12 protein-coding genes and 1 tRNA gene are annotated in these 17,106 nt (G+C 73.0%); 5 read left to right on the forward strand and 8 right to left on the reverse strand.

Annotation, left to right across the window (positions count from 1 at the left end; translation table 11 throughout):
- Nucleotides 1-31 precede the first annotated feature (31 nt).
- Nucleotides 32-1,222 (forward strand): tyrosine-type recombinase/integrase, encoded by a 1,191-nt coding sequence (locus L1857_RS26310; RefSeq protein ID WP_116111093.1) that lies wholly within the window; start codon nt 32-34, stop codon nt 1,220-1,222.
- 417 nt (nt 1,223-1,639) lie between these two features.
- Here the strand turns inward: L1857_RS26310 and L1857_RS26315 are convergent.
- Nucleotides 1,640-1,713, reverse strand: a tRNA-Pro gene (locus tag L1857_RS26315).
- A gap of 167 nt (nt 1,714-1,880) precedes the next feature.
- Complete coding sequence (locus tag L1857_RS26320) at nt 1,881-2,573, reverse strand: DJ-1/PfpI family protein (protein ID WP_116111147.1); 693 nt, start codon at nt 2,571-2,573, stop codon at nt 1,881-1,883.
- A gap of 90 nt (nt 2,574-2,663) precedes the next feature.
- Here L1857_RS26320 and L1857_RS26325 point away from each other — a divergent pair, with 90 nt between their 5' ends.
- Both L1857_RS26325 and L1857_RS26330 read left to right on the forward strand, forming a co-directional pair.
- Nucleotides 2,664-3,629 (forward strand): GlxA family transcriptional regulator, encoded by a 966-nt coding sequence (locus L1857_RS26325; RefSeq protein WP_116111092.1) that lies wholly within the window; start codon nt 2,664-2,666, stop codon nt 3,627-3,629.
- Between the two features lie 215 nt (nt 3,630-3,844).
- Nucleotides 3,845-5,077, forward strand: coding sequence for a glycosyltransferase family 87 protein (locus L1857_RS26330; protein ID WP_249466569.1), 1,233 nt, complete (start codon nt 3,845-3,847; stop codon nt 5,075-5,077).
- Here L1857_RS26330 and L1857_RS26335 read toward each other — a convergent pair.
- The 6 genes from L1857_RS26335 to L1857_RS26360 all read right to left on the reverse strand — a co-directional run bounded on the left by L1857_RS26335 (nt 5,037) and on the right by L1857_RS26360 (nt 13,990).
- Nucleotides 5,037-6,365, reverse strand: coding sequence for a type I glutamate--ammonia ligase (locus L1857_RS26335; protein ID WP_249466571.1), 1,329 nt, complete (start codon nt 6,363-6,365; stop codon nt 5,037-5,039). The genes L1857_RS26330 and L1857_RS26335 overlap by 41 nt on opposite strands.
- A complete protein-coding gene (locus tag L1857_RS26340) occupies nt 6,359-8,062 on the reverse strand; it encodes an IucA/IucC family protein (RefSeq protein ID WP_429728412.1) in 1,704 nt (567 codons plus the stop codon). The genes L1857_RS26335 and L1857_RS26340 overlap by 7 nt, the downstream gene beginning before the upstream one ends.
- 53 nt (nt 8,063-8,115) lie before the next feature.
- The gene (locus tag L1857_RS26345) at nt 8,116-9,396 is read right to left on the reverse strand and encodes a lysine N(6)-hydroxylase/L-ornithine N(5)-oxygenase family protein (protein ID WP_249466575.1); all 1,281 of its coding nucleotides are present in this window, start codon (nt 9,394-9,396) and stop codon (nt 8,116-8,118) included.
- Complete coding sequence (locus L1857_RS26350) at nt 9,393-10,799, reverse strand: pyridoxal phosphate-dependent decarboxylase family protein (RefSeq protein ID WP_094007323.1); 1,407 nt, start codon at nt 10,797-10,799, stop codon at nt 9,393-9,395. Before L1857_RS26350 ends, L1857_RS26345 begins: the two co-directional genes overlap by 4 nt.
- A 159-nt stretch (nt 10,800-10,958) precedes the next feature.
- Nucleotides 10,959-11,909: an LLM class F420-dependent oxidoreductase gene (locus L1857_RS26355; RefSeq protein WP_116111088.1), complete on the reverse strand. Its 951-nt coding sequence runs from the start codon at nt 11,907-11,909 to the stop codon at nt 10,959-10,961.
- Nucleotides 11,906-13,990, reverse strand: coding sequence for a S9 family peptidase (locus tag L1857_RS26360; protein ID WP_249466580.1), 2,085 nt, complete (start codon nt 13,988-13,990; stop codon nt 11,906-11,908). The genes L1857_RS26355 and L1857_RS26360 overlap by 4 nt, the downstream gene beginning before the upstream one ends.
- 153 nt (nt 13,991-14,143) lie before the next feature.
- Here L1857_RS26360 and rocD point away from each other — a divergent pair, with 153 nt between their 5' ends.
- Nucleotides 14,144-15,349 carry an ornithine--oxo-acid transaminase gene (gene rocD / locus L1857_RS26365; RefSeq protein WP_116111086.1) on the forward strand — a complete coding sequence of 402 codons (1,206 nt, stop codon included), beginning with the start codon at nt 14,144-14,146 and terminating at the stop codon, nt 15,347-15,349.
- 380 nt (nt 15,350-15,729) lie between these two features.
- Complete coding sequence (locus L1857_RS26370; protein ID WP_249466583.1) at nt 15,730-17,103, forward strand: DUF2252 domain-containing protein; 1,374 nt, start codon at nt 15,730-15,732, stop codon at nt 17,101-17,103.
- The last annotated feature ends 3 nt before the right edge of the window (nt 17,104-17,106 follow it).

Genomic DNA, 17,106 nt, shown 5'->3' on the forward strand with positions numbered 1-17,106 from the left:
TCCACGCAAAAACATTGAGGGGTGATTCGTCATGGCTTTCGTCGAGAAAAGCGGAAAAGACTTGTGGAGGGTTCGTTATTGGCGGGACGACGGGACGCATGGGTCGTTGTCGGGGTTTCGGACGAAGAAGGAGGCGCAGGACAAGGCCGCTGAGATCGATGCCGACAAGCGGCGTGGGACGTTCCTCGACCCGGAGGCCGGCAAGCTGCTCCTGGCGGAGTGGATCGTGACCTGGTTCGACGCCATCGACGTCGCACCCGCCACGCTCGCGCAATATCGCAGTCTGACCGACAACCACATCATTCCCCGCTGGGGCGACACCAGTCTGAACAGTATCTCCGGTATCGCCGTGCATGCCTGGGGCAAGAAGCTCCGCGGCCAGGGGTATGCGACCTCGACGGTGTCCACGATCATCAAGCTGATGACCATGATGCTGGCCGACGCCGCCGACGAGCGCCTCATCCCAGTCAACCCGATCCAGCCCCGGCGGCGCGGACGGCGGCGGCACCAGCCCCGGACCGAACAGCTGTGGGCGACACCGGAACAGGTCGTCGCGATCGCGGCGCAGGCCAGCGCGCTGGTCGGGCTGTGGGCCGGACTGCTCATCATCACCGCGGCCTGGACCGGCGCCCGCTGGGGTGAACTGACCGGCCTGCAACGCCCCAACGCCCACCTCGACGACGGTGAGATCATCATCGACCCGCAGATCGGCGCGCTGCACGAAGTCAACGGACAACTGGAACTCGGACCGCCCAAGACGGCGTGTTCCGCGCGCACCATCTCCCTGCCGCCGTTCCTCATCCCGCCACTGCGGGCCTACCTCGACAGTCACGACCATCCGCATGTGTTCGTCAGCGCCGAGCACCAGCTGCTGCGGCGGTCGAACTTCTCGCGCCGTGCGATGCGACCCGCGGCAGATGGGAATCTCCAGCGGGTTCGGCCCGAGGTGCGGGTGCGGCCGATCCTGCCCGGACTGCGCTTCCACGACCTGCGGCACAGCCACAAAACCTGGATGATCGCCGACGGCATCCCCGAGGTCGCCCAATCGCGGCGACTGGGGCACCGGATTCCCGACGAGATCCGCGACGTCTACTCCCACGTAGCCGCCGAGGTCGAGGCCCGTCTGCTGGACAGTCTCGAACGCCGCTGGCACGACGCCGTCGCCAGCGTGCACGAAAATCACGGGCCGACGATCACGCAGCCGCTCTTGCTCGCTGCCTGACATTCACCATCACGTGGCCCGCTGCCCGTCCGGCAGCGGGCCACCGTCATATCCGGATCTCGTCGAGCGCCGCAGGCGTTGCCAAGCAGCCGTATCGCCCCCGAACCACCGCCCACCGGCCCCAGCCGTCCAGCGCGGCCGTCAGCGGAGCGCAACGGCGCCTATCTGGCCGCAACCGGCACGAACCCGAATCGGGTTCCGGGCGCTTCGAGCAGGTTCAGGTCAGTTGGTCAAAGAGCGGCCGAGCAGGAGCGTTTAGGCGACCCCATTTGCCGCCGGAAGCATGATCCACTCCAGAATCGCTCCTGCACACCCCCGTTGATCTTGAAGTCGACGAGCTGCAACGAACGTGAAGAAAACACGAAAAAGCCCGCCGACCTGGGCTTCCACCCAGAGCCAGCGGGCTCATCCAGACCGTCGGGCTGACAGGATTTGAACCTGCGACCCCTTGACCCCCAGTCAAGTGCGCTACCAAACTGCGCCACAGCCCGGCCGTCGCCTGCCGTGAGGCTCGGCGACGGGGGATAGCTTATTACGGACCGCACACAGCCCGGTAGCGGGGTGCCTTCAAGTCGCTGGCCTGCGCGGATGAGGCCGGGCCCCCAGGACGGCCCCGCCCCTCACCAGTGCGCCGCCACCACACCGGCGGGCCACCAGCTCACAGGTGCGCGGCCAGCCGCGCCCCCAGCTCCGGTGCGCCGGACAGCTCCTCCCGGATCGACGCTGTCGCCATGGTGGTGAACAGCTCCCTGGGCGTGGCCGACCAGTCGAGGCCGCCGAAGGGTGGCTCCGGGTCGTACTCGATTCCGAACTGGAGGAACTTCGCGACGTCCTCGCTGGTGAAGCGGGCCGCCAGGTGCAGGGCCATGTCGATCCCCGCGGCCACGCCCGCCGCCGTCAGGATCTTGCCCTCGTCGACCCACCGGCGGCTCACCGGCATCGCGCCGAACGCGCGCAGCGCCTCCAGGAAAGACCAGTGCGTGGTGGCCTCCCGGCCCTCCAGCAGGCCCGCCGCGCCCAGGATCAGCGAACCGGTGCAGACCGAGGCCGTCACCTCCGCCCGCGCGGCCGCCGAGCGCACGTAGTCCAGCAACCGCTCGTTCGTCAGGGCCCGCAGTGTGCCGGCCTGGCCGCCGGGCACCACCAGGGCGTACGGCGCGGGCACGTCGTCGAAGGTGCGCTCCGCCGTCAGCGACAGGGGGATGTCCGAGTGCACCGGGTCCAGGCTCTCCGCGACCACCGTGGCCTCGAAGGACGGGTCCGCGTGCCGCAGCGACGCCAGGACCTGCAGCGGACCGATCAGATCAAGGGGCGTGAGCCCGGGATACAGCACGAAAGCGATCGTCTTCATGCACCGCAGCCTGGCGGGCACCACGGCTGCCCGGGCAGGGGATGTCCGAAAACCTGGGATCGTCGTCGGACGGACGGCTACGCTGACGCCATGCGCCGGATGGTGATCGTCGGGTACGAGGAGTCCGCCCTGCTGGACATCGCCTGCCCCGCGGACGTCCTCGACGCCGCCAACCGGTACGGCGCCACCCCGGCGTACGAGGTCACCCTGGTCAGCCTCGACGGCCGGCCGATCCGCTGCCAGAACGCGCTCACCCTCGCCGCGCAGGACCGGCTCGACCGGCTCCGCGGCCCGGTCGACACGCTGATCGTCGCGGGCGGGACGGGCCACGCGAGAGCCGCGGCGGACGTCAGGCTGACCACCCACGTCCGCCGGGTGGCGGCGACGGCCAGGCGGGTCGCATCGGTCTGCACGGGGACGTCCGTGCTCGCCGCGGCGGGGCTGCTCAACGGCCGGCGGGCGACGACGCACTGGATGTGGGCGGCGAAGCTGGCCCGGCAGTACCCGGAGATCAGCATCGACCCGGCGCCGCTGTTCGTCCAGGACGGCAACGTGCACACGGCCGCGGGCGTGACGAGCGGACTGGACCTGACGCTGTCGTTCGTCGAGGCCGACCACGGGCCGAGCCTGGCGCGCGAGGTGGCCCGCGCGCTGGTCACGTACCTGCAGCGGCCGGGCAACCAGGCGCAGGTGAGCATGTTCCTCGCCGCGCCGCCGCCCGAGCACCGCCAGGTGGCCGACCTGGCGGCGTACATCACCGGCCACCCCGGCGGCGATTTGTCGACCCGGGCGCTGGCGGAGCGGGCGGGGCTGAGCGAGCGGCAGCTGACGAGGCTGTTCCAGGAACACGCCGGGGTACCGCCGGGCCGGTTCGTCAGACGGGCCCGCACCGAGGCCGCCTCCCAGCTGCTCGCCACTACGGACCTGCCGTTGACCGCGGTGGCCCGGCGGTGCGGGTTCACCTCGGCGGAGACGCTCCGCCAGGCGTTCGTCGAGTTGTGCGGCACCCCGCCGTCGGCGTATCGGCGCCTGCACCGGCGGGCCTGCATCGCCTGAGCAGCGGGCCGGGCCGCCCGCCGCACGACCGCCAAAAGGCGGGGTACCCACGCGAACCGGACAGCCCACCCCCCGAGCCTGCACCGTCAGGAGCAGCGGGCCGGGCCGCCCGCCGCACGACCACCGAGGCGAACCCCGGACGAGCCGGTGGAACCCGCGCGCGGAGCGGTACCACGCCGCGACCTGTCGTTATCGAATATCTACAGTAGTGCCCGATGCGCAAATACCTGTGGCTGGTCCCGGTGCCGTGTGCGGTCTGGCTCTTCTTCGCGGTGCAGGGGATGATGCACTACCTGCCCACCCGCCCCCAGATCGACCTCGAGGTCTACCGCCACGGCGTGCAGGCCTGGTGGGACGGCCGGGACATGTACGGCGCGCTGCCGGAGGTCGCCAACGGCGCGCAGCTGCCGTTCGTGTACCCGCCGTTCGCCGCGTTGCTGCTGTCGCCCCTGGCGATGCTGCCGTGGGACGCCTCCGTCGTCACGCTGTACGTCCTCAACGGCCTCAGCATGTTCGTCACCGTCTACCCGGTCGCGCGCGCCGTCCGGCCGCAGCTCGGGCGCGACGGCGGGGTCGCCGTCGCGTCGGTGGTGCTTCCGCTCACCGTCTTCCTCGAACCGGTCAGCCAGACGTTCGGCTTCGGGCAGGTCAGCATCATCATGATGGCCCTGGTGACGGTCGACTGCCTGGCCGGGCGCACGATCTGGCCGCGTGGCTTCGGCATCGGCCTGGCCGCGGCCCTCAAGCTCACCCCGGCCGCGTTCGTGTTGTTCTTCCTCATCCGCCGCGACCACCGGTCGGCCATCACCTCGGCGATCACGTTCGCCGTGGCCTCCGTCATCGGGTTCGTCGCGGACTTCGGCGGCTCGATCCACTACTGGTTCCAGGGCGGCCTGAGCGGCGGCGGCGTCAGCGGCACCGCGTTCGCCACCAACCAGGCCATCGAGGCCGTCGTCGTGCGCACCGGGCTGACCGGCGCGGCCGAGAAGGCCGTGTGGCTCGTCCTGGTGCTCGGCCTGCTGGCGCTGGTCGCGAACGCGATGCGCCGCGCCGAACCGGCCCTCGCGTTGATGGCCTGCGCCGGACTCGCCCTGCTCGTCTCCCCCACCTCGTGGTCGCACTACTACGTGTGGGTGGTCCCGGCGCTGGTGGTGATGCTCGGCATCACGATCCGCCGCGCCGAGGACCGCTCGTGGCTGGCCACCGCGTGGCTCGGCTGGGGCGCGCTGACCGCGGTGTTCTTCGTCTGGGCGCCGTTCCACACCCTGCCGGACACCGACTTCCCGGTCGTGCACCGCGACTGGACGTTCCCCGAGCAGCTCTCCGCCGCCACCTACGTCCTGGTCGGCGTCGCCCTGTTGCTGGCCTTCGCGATCCCCCGTCAGAAGGATCGCGAGCTGACGCCGGTCACGCCCGCAAGGCGCCCCGCCGGCGCTGCCAGTCGGTGACCGCGGAGCAGCCCGCCTCCAGCTCGGCCCGCAGCAGCGCCTCCTGCTGAGCCGCGACCTCGTCACCGAGCAGCTTCGCCACCCGGTCCAGCCCGGACAACGCCTCCCACGGCGTGCCCGGCAACGCACCCACGACCTCCCCCGCCGGCGGCAGCGGAACCCCCTCCTCGATGCCGGCCCGGCCCGCCGCCAGCAGCGCCGCGAGCACCAGGTGCGGCTGCGCGTCGGCGCCGGCGAACCGGAACTCCAGCCGCAGCGACGCGTCGCGCCCGGCCACTCGCACCGACGCCGTCCGGTCGTCCACGCCCCACCGCAGCTCCCGCGGCGAGAACGGCGCTGTCCGCAGCCGCACGTAGCTGTTCCAGGTCGGCGCCCACACCGGGGCCAGCGCCGCCGCGTCCCGCAGCACCCCGGCCAGGAACGACGCCATCACCGGCGACAGCGCGGTCCCGTTCCCCGACGCGGGCTCCCCCGCGACGGAAGACAACGACAGGTGCACGTGGCACGAGCACCCCTGCCCCGGCTCCGGCGCCGCCAGGTAGGCCGCGGACACCCCGTGCTCCGCGGCCACCGACCGCACGATCAGCTGCTGCAACAAGGCGTCGTCACACGCGGCGAGCGCATCCCGGTGCCGCAGCACGATCTCGTACTGCCCGGGATGGCACTCGGCACGCGCGGACTCCACCCCCAGCCCGGACTGCTCCAGCGCCACCCGCAGATCACGCAGCACCGGCCGCATCCGCTCGGTCCCGCCGACCGCGTAGTCCACGCCGTGCGCGCTCAGCGGGCCGTCCGCGTCGCCGAACACGACCTCGTGTTCCAACCCCGCTGACGGCACGTACCCGAGCGATTCGAGCGCCATCAGCTGCTCGGTCAGGGCCCGCCGCGGAGCCGCTCGCGCCGGTTCGCCGTCCGGCCACTCGACGTCGCACACGATGCCGCACAACCCGTCCGGCAGCGCGGTCATCGTCGCCGGATCGGGCCGCATCCGCAGGTCCCCGTAGCCGCCGACGTAGCGAGCGAGCGGGCTGTCCGGCCCGGCCGGCAGCGCCTCCCGCTCCACGTCCCAGGCGAACACGTACGTGCAGACCCCGTAACCGCCGGAGAGCACTTCCTCGGCCACGAACCGCCCGGACAGCTCGACCGCGGCGAACCGGGCGTGCGGATCGGGCACCAGCAGCAGCACCCGCGGCACGTCCCCGCGCGCCAGCGCCACGCGCAGGCCCCGGGCGGCCGCGGCCCGCTCGGCGAGCGTGCGCGGCCCGACCGGGCGGGGCGCTCTCACCACGCCCCCGCCGGGTCCGGGGCGTGCAGCGGGTTCGGCACGCGCCCCCACCGCACGTCGAACTCGTCGTCGCGGTCGACCTTGTCGAACCCCTGCCCGGCCAGGTGTTCCCGGTTCAGCGTGACCCGCTCGACGTCCGGCGCGAACAGCAGGCACGCGTCGAACCGCCGCGCGACGTCCGGGTTCTCCGCCCGGTAGCGGCCGGCGACCTCGCGCACCAGCTCCCAGAACCGCGCCCGCGGGAAGGCCAGGTCGTCGAGCAGGATCTCCGCCCAGAACCGCAGCTGACCGGAGAACACCGAGCTGAACAGCGACTGCGCGAGCAGGTGCGCCGGCCAGCGCAGCATCTCCCCGGCCGCCTCCGGCGCGAGCAGGCGGTAGCAGTCCAGGTCCTCGTCCAGGAGGTCGACGCCCTGCGCGAAGTCCTTGATCGCCACCCGCAGCGGCCGCCCGCGCTCGTCGACGATCAGGATCAGGTTCTGGCCGTGCGGGCAGAACCCGACGCCGTAACGCAGCAGCCACTGCAGCAGCGGCGTGAGCAGCAGGTCGAACACCGTGGCGCACCAGCGTTCGGCGTCCCAGCCGGACCGCTGGATCAGGCCCGTGATCACCGACGCGCCCGAGCGATCGCGGTAGGGCAGCGCGGCGAACGAGATCGCCTGCTCCCCCTCGGCCAGCCGGGACACCAGCGGTTCCCGCCACAACGCCCCGAGTGTTTCGTGGAACCGGTACGGCAGGTCCTCGATGGCGCCGAACAGCGGGTGCTCGACCGACACGCTCGCGACCTCGCCGAGCAGCTCGAACCGGTACTCGCCGGCGAGCAGCGGATCCGCCGCGCCGACCCGCTTCAGCCAGCTCGTCACCGCCGGCCCGGCGAGCGTCGCGCCGGCCGCCAGCCCGCGGTAGACGAGCGTGTTGCGCACCGACACCGCGGTCTTGACGTCGTACCGGTCCGGCCGCGACACGTTCGCCAGCGTCCGCACCGTCTGGTGTGGACGGTAGGCGTCCCGGGACTCGCCCAGCTCGATCACCACCCCGGTGGCGAGTTCCCCGGCGTAGAGGGTGCCGAGGATCTCGTCGGCCTGCCACGGGTGCACCGGCGCCCACACGTACTCGGCGGGGTCGGCGAGCCGGGCGAACTCCGCGCGCTGGTCGTCGTCCAGCTCCCCGGCCAGCAGCGTCTCGGCCGACAACGAGTCCACGCAGCGGAACCGCGCGTGGTCGCGGTGCACGGCGAACCACCGCAGCCGCACGTCGGCCCCGGCCTCCGGCGCGTACCGGGCGCGGTCGCCGGCGGAGAACCCGACCCGGCCCTTGTTCAGCACCAGCCGCGGATGCCCGGTGAGGTGCCCGTCGGCCAGGTTGTAGTCCATCGTGGACAGTTCCGCGGCGCTGGGGGCGCGGCGCAGGCGGGCGGCCTCGTTGGTGACCGTGGCGGTCAGCTCGGCCAGCACGTCCGCGAGCCGCAGCCCGGACAGGCCCAGCTCCTTGCGCGCGTCCACCACCAGCACGCGCGGGTCGGTGGCCGGTTCGCCGTCCCGCGACGCGGAACCCGGCTGCACCGTCCACGACTCGAAGGCACCGCGCCGGGCCCGGAACTCGTAGGTCACCTCCGGCAACGCCAGCCGCCAGAGCCGGTGCTCCGCGTCGTCCGCCGGCGACGGGTCGAACAGACCCTCGTAGGACAGTTCGCCGAGCATCTTGTGCACGATCAGCGTGCCGGCCGCGCGCCACGCCTGCGCTGAGTCCACGCTCACTCCTCCAACCCGAACCGCGTGAATGCCGTGCGCGACGGCAACCGGTAGACCGTGCGGCCGCAGACCGCGTTGACGATCGAGGCGGCCCGCCACGCCACCAGCCCGAGATCCGGCGCGCCGACGCCGTGCGTGTGCCGCTCGGCGTTCTGCACGAAGATCGCGCCGCCGATCTCCGGCGCGAGCCGCAGCCGGTAGTCGCGCTCGACGACCGGGCGGCCGCTGCCGTCCCGGGCCACCGCGTCCGCCAGCGGCCCGAGCAGCCCGTCGATCGGCCGCTCGCGGTAGCCGGTGGCGGCGACCACCGCGTCGGTCACCCAGGTCGCCGTGCTGCCCTCCTGCCGGTGCCGCAGGCCCAGCGCGATCCGCTCCCCGTCCCGCCGCGCCGACACGACCTCCACGCCGGGCGTCAGCGTCACGCCGGGCCAGCCGCCGCCGATCGTGCGGCGGTACAGCTCGTCGTGGATGTCGGCGATGGTCTCGGCGTCGATGCCCTTGTAGAGCTGCCATTGCGCGGGCAGCAGCCGGTCGCGCTCGGCCTCGGGCAGCCGGTGGAAGAAGCGCGTGTAGTCCGGCGTGAACTGCTCCAGCCCGAGCTTGGAGTACTCCATCGGCGCGAACGACACGGTCCGCGTCACCCACCGCAGGCCGTCCGGCTGCTTGCGGTGCCGCAGCAGGTCCAGGAACACCTCCGCGCCGGACTGGCCCGAGCCGACGACCGTCACCGCGGGCAGCGCGAGCAGCCGTTCCCGCTCGGACAGGTACTCCGCGGAGTGGATCACCGGCACGTCCGGATCGTCCGCGAGCGCCCGCAACGGTTCCGGCACCCACGGCTCGGTGCCGATGCCGAGCACCACGTTGCGCGCGCTGATCTCGCCGGCGGCCGCGTGCAGGCGGAACAGCCCGTCGCGCCACTCGATCCCGGTGACGGTGGTGCCGAACCGGCAGCTGCCCAGCCGCCGCGACACCCAGCGGCAGTAGTCGTCGTACTCGGCGCGCGGGATGTGGAAGCGCTCGGCGAAGTAGAACGGGAAGAGCCGGTCCTTCGCGTGCAGGTAGTTCACAAAGGACAGTGCGCTGGTCGGATCGGCCAGCGAGACCAGGTCGGCCAGGAACGGCACCTGCAGCGTCACGCCGTCGAGCAGCAGCCCGGGGTGCCAGCGGAACTCGGGGCTGCGCTCGTACAGCGTGACGGTCAGGTCCGCGACCGGCTCGGCGAGCGCGGCCAGCGACAGGTTGGCCGGGCCGATCCCGACCCCGGCCAGATCGACCGGAGTCACCGCAGGACCACCTCGGCGGCCTGGGCGGCGGCGGTCGCGGCCACCGCGTCCAGCAGCGGGCGGTAGTCCTCCGCGGTCGCCCGCGGGTGCAGCAGGGTCAGCTTCAGCCACACGCCGTCGGCCATGGTGGCGCGGCCGACGATCGCGGTGCCGGCTTCCAGCAGCGTGCGGCGCACCCGGGCGACCAGTTCGTCGTCGGCGTCGGCCGGTTTGAACAACACGGTGGACAGCGCCGGCCTGCCCCACAGCCGCAGCGCGGGGTGCCGCTCGATCATCTCGGCGACCTCGGCGGCGGTGGCGCAGCAGTGTTCCACGAGCGCGCCCACGCCCTCGATGCCCAGCGCGCGGAAGGTGACGGCCATCCGGAACGCGTCGGGACGGCGGGACGTGCGGATCGAGCGGCCCAGCAGGTCCGGCAGCCCGGCCTCGGTGTCGTCACCGGCGTTGAGGTACTCGGCGCGCACGGACAACGCCGACAGATCCGCGGCGTCGCGCACCGCGAGCAGGCCCGCGGAGATCGGCTGCCAGCCGAACTTGTGGGCGTCCAGCGCCACCGAATCCGCCTGGTCGAGCCCGTCGAGCAGGGGCTCGAGCTGCGCGCTGCACAGGGCGAGCCCGCCGTAGGAGGCGTCCACGTGCAGGCGGGCACCGTGGCGGCGGCACACCTCCGCGACCTCGCGCAGCGGGTCGATCTCGCCGGTGTCGGTGGTGCCCGCGGTGGCGACCACGACCGCGGGCCCGCCGAGGGCGCGCAGGGTCTCCGCCAGCGCGGCCGGGCGCATGCGCTCGCCGTCGCAGTCCACCGGAACCGGCGCGGGCAGCCCGAGCAGCCACGCGGCGCGGGCCACGCTGTGGTGCGCGGTGCGCCCGCACACCGGGCGCACCGCCGGGTCCGGCTCGCGCGCGAGCAGCAGCCCGAGCAGGTTCGATTCGGTGCCGCCGGTGGTGACCACGGCGTCCGGCGCGGGCGCGTCCGGGTAGCACAGCCGGGCGATCAGGGTGACCAGCTCGCGTTCGATCTCGCTGGCGACCGGCGCCTGGTCCCACGAGTCCATCGACGGGTTGAGCGCGCTCGCCACCACATCGGCGGCGACGGCGACCGCGAGCGGCGGGCAGTGCAGGTGCGCCGCGCACGCCGGATCGGCGGGGTCGACCGAGCCCGCGGCCAGCAGCCGGGACAGCTCGGTAAGCGCTTGCTCCGCGCCCACGCCGGTGGCCCCGGCCAGGGGTTCCGCGCCGGTCAGGGCCGCCACCCCGGCCGCGACGGCCGCGGGTCCGCCCGCCGGGCCCGGTCCCCCGCGCTCCGCCGCGCCCTCGCCCATCGCGTCGAGGACCAACGGGATCAGCTCGGCCAGCCGCCGGTGACCCTCCCGGCCGCCGGCCAGCCCGGCGCCCTCCGGCATCGATTCGCCCACTCACCGCTCCTTAGGTATGCCTACGCTAAGCCACGATACGGACACCGTGCGCCGCGGGCACACCCCCGGCGGGCACGTTCCTCCCAAAGTGCCCGCCCGGGGAGCGCAAGTCATGCCGCCAAAGGGGTCACAGCGGCGTGTGCCGGGTCACCGGGGTGCCAGCGCCTCCACCTGCCGCACCGGGTCCTCGCCGGTGGGCAGCAGCGCGATCACCGGCGTGGTCAGCCCGTTGTCCACATAGGACTGGATCTTCGCACGGCACTCCTCCGGGCTGCCGTGCACGATCAGGTCGTCGACCACCTCGTCCGGAATCACCTCGTTCGCCCGTTTGCGATCGCCGGCCCGCCATGCCTCGTGCATCGGCGCGAGCGCCTCGCCGCGGCCGAGCCAGTCGTGGAACGCCGCGTACACCGGCACCGTGAGGTAGCTGCTGATCATCATCCGGCCCAGGCCCCGCGCGGCGTCGCGGTCGGTGGTCGGGCAGACGAAGATCCGGGCCGCCAGCTCGGTGTCCGGCCCGACCTCGGCGCGCACCTGCCGGACGTCGGCGGGCGAGAGCCAGTTCGTGATCGCGCCGTCGGCTTCCTTGGCGGCCAGTTTGAGCATGCCGGGCCGCAGGGCGGCGAGCATGATCGGCGGAGCCGGTTCCGGCGCGCGTTCCAGCCGGAACTTGCTGACCGAGAACGTCTCGTACTCCGCCGTCACCTTCTCCCCCGCCAGGGCCGCACGCAGGAACCGCAGGGTGTCGCGGGTGCGGGCGAACGGCTTGTCGAACGCGGCGGCGTTCCAGCCCTGCACGATCACCGGTGAGGACGCGCCGATGCCGAGCACGAACCGGCCGGGCGCGGCCTCGGCCAGGGTCGCCGCGGACATCGCCAGCAGGCCGGGACCGCGCGTGTAGACCGGCACGATCGCGGTGCCCAGCCGCAGCTCCGGCGCCCACTGCGAAGCCAGCAGCAGCGGCGAGAACGCGTCCGTCCCGGCGGTCTCGGCCGACCACGCGTCGGTGTAGCCGAGCGCGGGCAGCCGCTCGATCAGCTCACGGTGCGCGATCAGCGGCACCCCGGTCAGCGGAATCGTGATTCCCCAGCGCTTCATCGCGCAGCAGCCTCCAGCTCTCGGTTGATCCAGTCCACCTGGACCTTCATCAGGTTCTCCGCGACCTCTTCGGCCTGCGGCGTCATGTGGGTCGCGCCGACCAGCGGCAGGAACACGTGCGGGCGGCCCGCGGCCAGCAGCGCCGAGGACAGCCGCAGCGCGTGCGCGACGAACACGTTGTCGTCGGCCAGGCCGTGCACGATCAGCAGCGCGCGCCGCAGCTCCGGCGCACTGGCGATCAGCGAGTTGCGCTCGTAGGACTCCGGCTCCTCGTCCGGCACGCCGAGGTAGCGCTCGGTGTAGTGGGTGTCGTAGAGGGACCAGTCGGTGACCGGGGCCCCCGCGACCGCCGCGTGGAAGACGTCCGGGCGGCGCAGCACGGCCAGCGCGGACAGGTAGCCGCCGTAGGACCAGCCGCGGATCGCCACCCGGGACAGGTCCAGCTCGGGGTGATCGGCGGCGACCGCGTGCAGCGCGTCCACCTGGTCGGTGAGCGTCACCTCGGCCAGCTCGCGCACGATCTCCTTCTCCCACGCCGGACCGCGGCCCGGGGTGCCGCGGCCGTCCGCGACCAGGACCGCGAAGCCCTGGTCGGCCAGCCACTGCGAGGTGAGGAAGGCGTTGCGGCTCTGCAGGACGCGCTGCGCGTGCGGGCCGCCGTAGGGGTCGAGCAGGACGGGCAGCTTCCCGTCCTCGGGCCGGTAGCCGGTGGGCAGGAGCAGCGCGGCACGCAGGCCGCGCTCGCCGACGGTGAGCCACTCCGGGTCGGGTTCGAGGCCCGGGTCGACCGGGTAGGACTCGACGTTGGCCAGCGGGCGGCCGTCGCGCAGCACGCTGACCTCGGGGCCGCTGCGGCGCAGGCTCCACGACGACAAGACGGTGATCTCCGCGGTGCCGGCGCCGACGTGCACGCCGTCGGTGCCGGACAGCCGGGTCACGCCGTCCGGGCCGGTGCGGTAGACGTGGATCTGCGTGGGGTCCTCGGCCGAAGCGCTGAACAGGACCTCCGCGCCGACGTGCAGCACGGAGCGGACCTGCAGGCCGGGCCCGGTGACCGGGTCGCCGTCGATCACCAGCCGGTAGCTGCCGTCGGCGGCGCTGACGTGCACCAGCCGCCCGTCGGCGGTCCAGGCCGGCACGCCCGGCACGATCTCGACCCAGTGCGGATCGGTCTCGGTGTGCAGCAGCTTGGTGGAGCCGTCGGCCGGGTCCACCGCGTAGATCGCGAGTTCCCGCTGGTCGCGGGGCTGCACGGCGAGCAGCGGCGGGCCAGCGGCCGTCCAGTGCACCGCGACGAGGTACTCCCAGTCGCCGCGCTCGACGTCGACCCGGGTGCCGTCGAGACCGAAGAAGGACAGCGAGACGTCGACGTTCGTGGTGCCGGCGGCCGGATAGGCGACGGTGTTCGCGCCGGACTCGGGGTGGGCCGGGTCGGAGATGGTCCAGCGGGGCACGCCGGTGCGGTCGGTGCGCTCGACGAGCAGGCTCTGCCCGTCGGGCGACCACCAGTAGCCGCGGGCGCGGCCCAGTTCCTCGGCGGCGATGAACTCGGCCAGCCCCCACGCGATGTCCTCGCCGTCCTCACCGGCGAGCACCGTGTCCTCGCGTGTGGCGAGGTCGATGACGCGCAGCGCGCGGTCCCGGACGTAGGCGATGTGCGTGCCGGGCGGGTTCGGCCGCGGGTCGACGACCGAGGTGTCGACCAGCTCGGACACCTCACGGCTGGCCAGGTCGACGGTGTAGAGCTTGCCGGACAGGGAGAACGCGGCCAGGCGGAACTCGTCGTCGACGGCGTAGCCGACCACGCCGCCCGCGCTCTCCCGCATGCGCTCGCGGCGGGCCCGCTCCTCCGGTGGCAGCTCCTCCTCGCCGGGCAGCAGCTCCGCGGCGTCCACGACCTTGGTTTCGGTCCCGGTGGCGAGGTCGAATTCCCACAGGCTGTTGCGCCGGTCGGTGCCGGACTCCGAACGCAGGAACAGCAGCCGGGCCCCATCGGGCGCGACGCGGAACTCGCGTGGGGTGCCGAGGGTGAAGCGCTGCGTGCGGGCCTGCTGGCGAAGGAAGGAGAGCTCGTCGGTCACGCCTCGCACTCTGTCAAACCAGCACCGCTCTTGGCGACCCGTGCACGGGGGAACAACGAATTGCCACCTGGCGGCGGAACTGCGCAACGATCAGTCCGCCGAAACAACGATCGACGGATGATTCCCAGCCTGAACTGCCCTTAGCCTGATGTCATGACGACCTCCGCGGCCGAGTTCATCGCGCTCGACGAGCGCTGGAGCACGCACAACTACCACCCGCTGCCCGTCGTGATCGCCGAGGCCGAGGGCGCCTGGGTGACCGACGTCGAGGGCCGCCGGTACCTCGACTTCCTGTCCGCCTACTCGGCGCTGAACTTCGGGCACCGGCACCCCGCGCTGATCGCCGCCGCGCAGGAGCAGCTGGCACGGGTCACGCTGACCTCGCGCGCGTTCCACCACGACCAGCTGGGCGCGTTCTGCCGCGAGCTGGCCGAGCTGACCGGCACCGAGATGGTGCTGCCGATGAACTCCGGCGCCGAAGCGGTGGAATCCGCGCTGAAGGTCGCCCGGAAGTGGGCCTACGAGGTGAAGGGCGTGCCGGACGGGCGGGCCGAGATCGTGGTCGCCGGGTCGAACTTCCACGGCCGCACCACCACGATCATCTCGTTCTCCACCGACGAGTCCGCGCGCGCCGGGTTCGGCCCGTACACGCCGGGGTTCACGGTGGTGAAGTACGGCGACGCGGCGGCGCTGCGCGACGCGATCACCGAGCGCACCGCGGCGGTCCTGCTGGAGCCGATCCAGGGCGAGGCCGGGGTGCTGGTGCCGCCGGAGGGGTACCTGGCCGAGGCGCGCCGGCTGTGCGACGAGGCCGGGGCGCTGCTGATCGCCGACGAGATCCAGTCCGGACTGGCCCGCACCGGGACGCTGCTGGCGCTGGAGCACACCGGGGTGCGCGCCGACCTGTACACGCTGGGCAAGGCGCTGGGCGGCGGGATCCTGCCGCTGTCCGCGGTGGTCGGCCGGGCCGACGTGCTGGGCGTCCTCAAGCCGGGCGAGCACGGTTCGACGTTCGGCGGCAACCCGCTGGCGTGCGCGGTCGGCCGGGCGGTGATCGGGCTGCTGTCCGCCGGCGAGTTCCAGCGGCGGTCCACGGAGCTGGGGGCGCGCATGCACACGCGCCTCGGTGAGCTGGTCGGGCACGGGCTGGCGGAGGTGCGCGGACGCGGCCTGTGGGCGGGCATCGACATCACGCCGGGCGGGTTGTCGGGCCGCGAGGCGTCTGAGGCCCTGGCTACAAAGGGCCTGCTGGCGAAGGAGACCCACGGCGCGACGCTGCGGCTGGCCCCACCGCTGACGATCACGGAGGCCGATTTGGATCGGGGGCTGGACATCCTGGCGGAGGTCCTGGGCCGCTGACCGCCGCCGTGGACCCCGCCGCCGCGAAGTGGCACTCGGCGCAGCGGGCGCGGAACTCACGTGCGGGAGCGCGGGACTCGCGGGGCGGAGCGCGGGACTCGCGCGCGGGAGCGTGGGACTCGCGCGCGGGAGCGCGGGACTCGCGCGCGGGAGCGTGGGACTCGCCGAACGCGGACGTGGGACTCGCCGGACAGGAGCGCGAACTCGCCACCGCAAGCGCGAACGTGGCACTCGCCGTCGCGAGCACGCCACCACGGGCGCGAACGTGGAACTCGCGCGCCGCAACGTGGGACTCGCGCGCGGGAGCGTGGGACTCGCGTGCCGCGGTTGAAACCCTCCGTCCCTCCCGTACGTTGGGCAGGCAACGGAGGGAGCAGGGGATGGAACGGGCACTGGTGCCGGGCGAGGCGAGCGATCCGGAGGAGCTGCACGCGCGGGGCCGGGAGCTGGGTGAGCGCACCCCGCCGACCGCGCACGACCACGCCGCCGCGGGGGAGCACCGGCCGGGCGTCGCCGAGTTCGTCGAGCGCAGCAACGAAGGGCGGCTCGGCGAGCTGATCCCCCTGCGGATCGGGCGCATGATCGCCTCCCCGTTCGCGTTCTTCCGGGGCGCGGCCGGGCTGATGGCCGCCGACCTGGCCGGCACCCCGCACAGCGGCCTGTCCGCCCAGATCTGCGGTGACGCGCACGCCGCGAACTTCGGCCTGTACGGCACACCGGACGGGCAGATCGTCATGGACATCAACGACTTCGACGAGACCATCCGCGGCCCGTGGGAGTGGGACCTCAAACGCCTCGCCGCGAGCCTGGTCCTCGCCGGGCGCGAGGGTGGCGTGTCCGAAGAGGACTGCCGGGACGCGGCCGAGGACGCGGTCAAGTCCTACCGGCGCGTGGTGCGCCAGCTCGGCGAGGCGTCGTTCCTGCGGTCGTGGAACGCGCTCGGCGACGCGGACGCACTGTCCAAAGTGAAGGCCCACGACCTCGCCGACGAGTTCAGCGAGGCCACCGAAAAGGCCCGCCGCAACACCAGCGCCCGCGTCTCCGCCAAGTGGACCGAGCGCATCGACGACCACACCACCGGCCTGAGCCGCCACCGGTTCGTCGAGGACCCGCCCGTGCTGCGGCACGTCGACGAGGCCACCGCGGACGCCGTCGCGGACGGGCTGGTGTCCTATGTGCACACGCTGCGGGAGTCGCGGCGCAACCTGATCGCCCGCTACCGCATCGCCGACGTCGCCTTCCGCGTGGTCGGCACCGGCAGCGTCGGGCTGCGCAGCTACCTCGTGCTGCTGCACGGCAACACCGACGAGGACCTGGTGCTGCAGGTCAAGGAGGCCCGGCCGTCCGCGCTCACGCCGTACCTGCCGGAGCACCGCACCGAGCACGAGGGACAGCGGATCGTGCACGGCGCCCGCCTGGTGCAGGCCGAGACCGACATCCTGCTCGGCTGGACCACCGTCGCGGGCAGGCCGTTCATCGTGCGCCAGTTCCGCAACTACAAGGGCGAGATCGAACCCACCGAGCTGGGCGGCAAGGACCTCGACGACTACGGCCGCCTCGCCGGCGCGCTGCTCGCCCGCGCCCACATCCGCTCGGTCCACCCGCGGCTGCTGGCGGGATACTTCGACGGTGACGACCAGCTCGACGAGGCGATCGGCCGCTACGCCGTCCGGTACGCCGACCAGACCGAGGCCGACCACGCCGAACTGGTCACGGCGGTCAAGAACGGCCGGTTCCCGGCGATCACGGACTGACGC

The organism is Amycolatopsis thermalba (assembly GCF_023376025.1).
GTDB lineage: Bacteria > Actinomycetota > Actinomycetes > Mycobacteriales > Pseudonocardiaceae > Amycolatopsis_E > Amycolatopsis_E thermalba.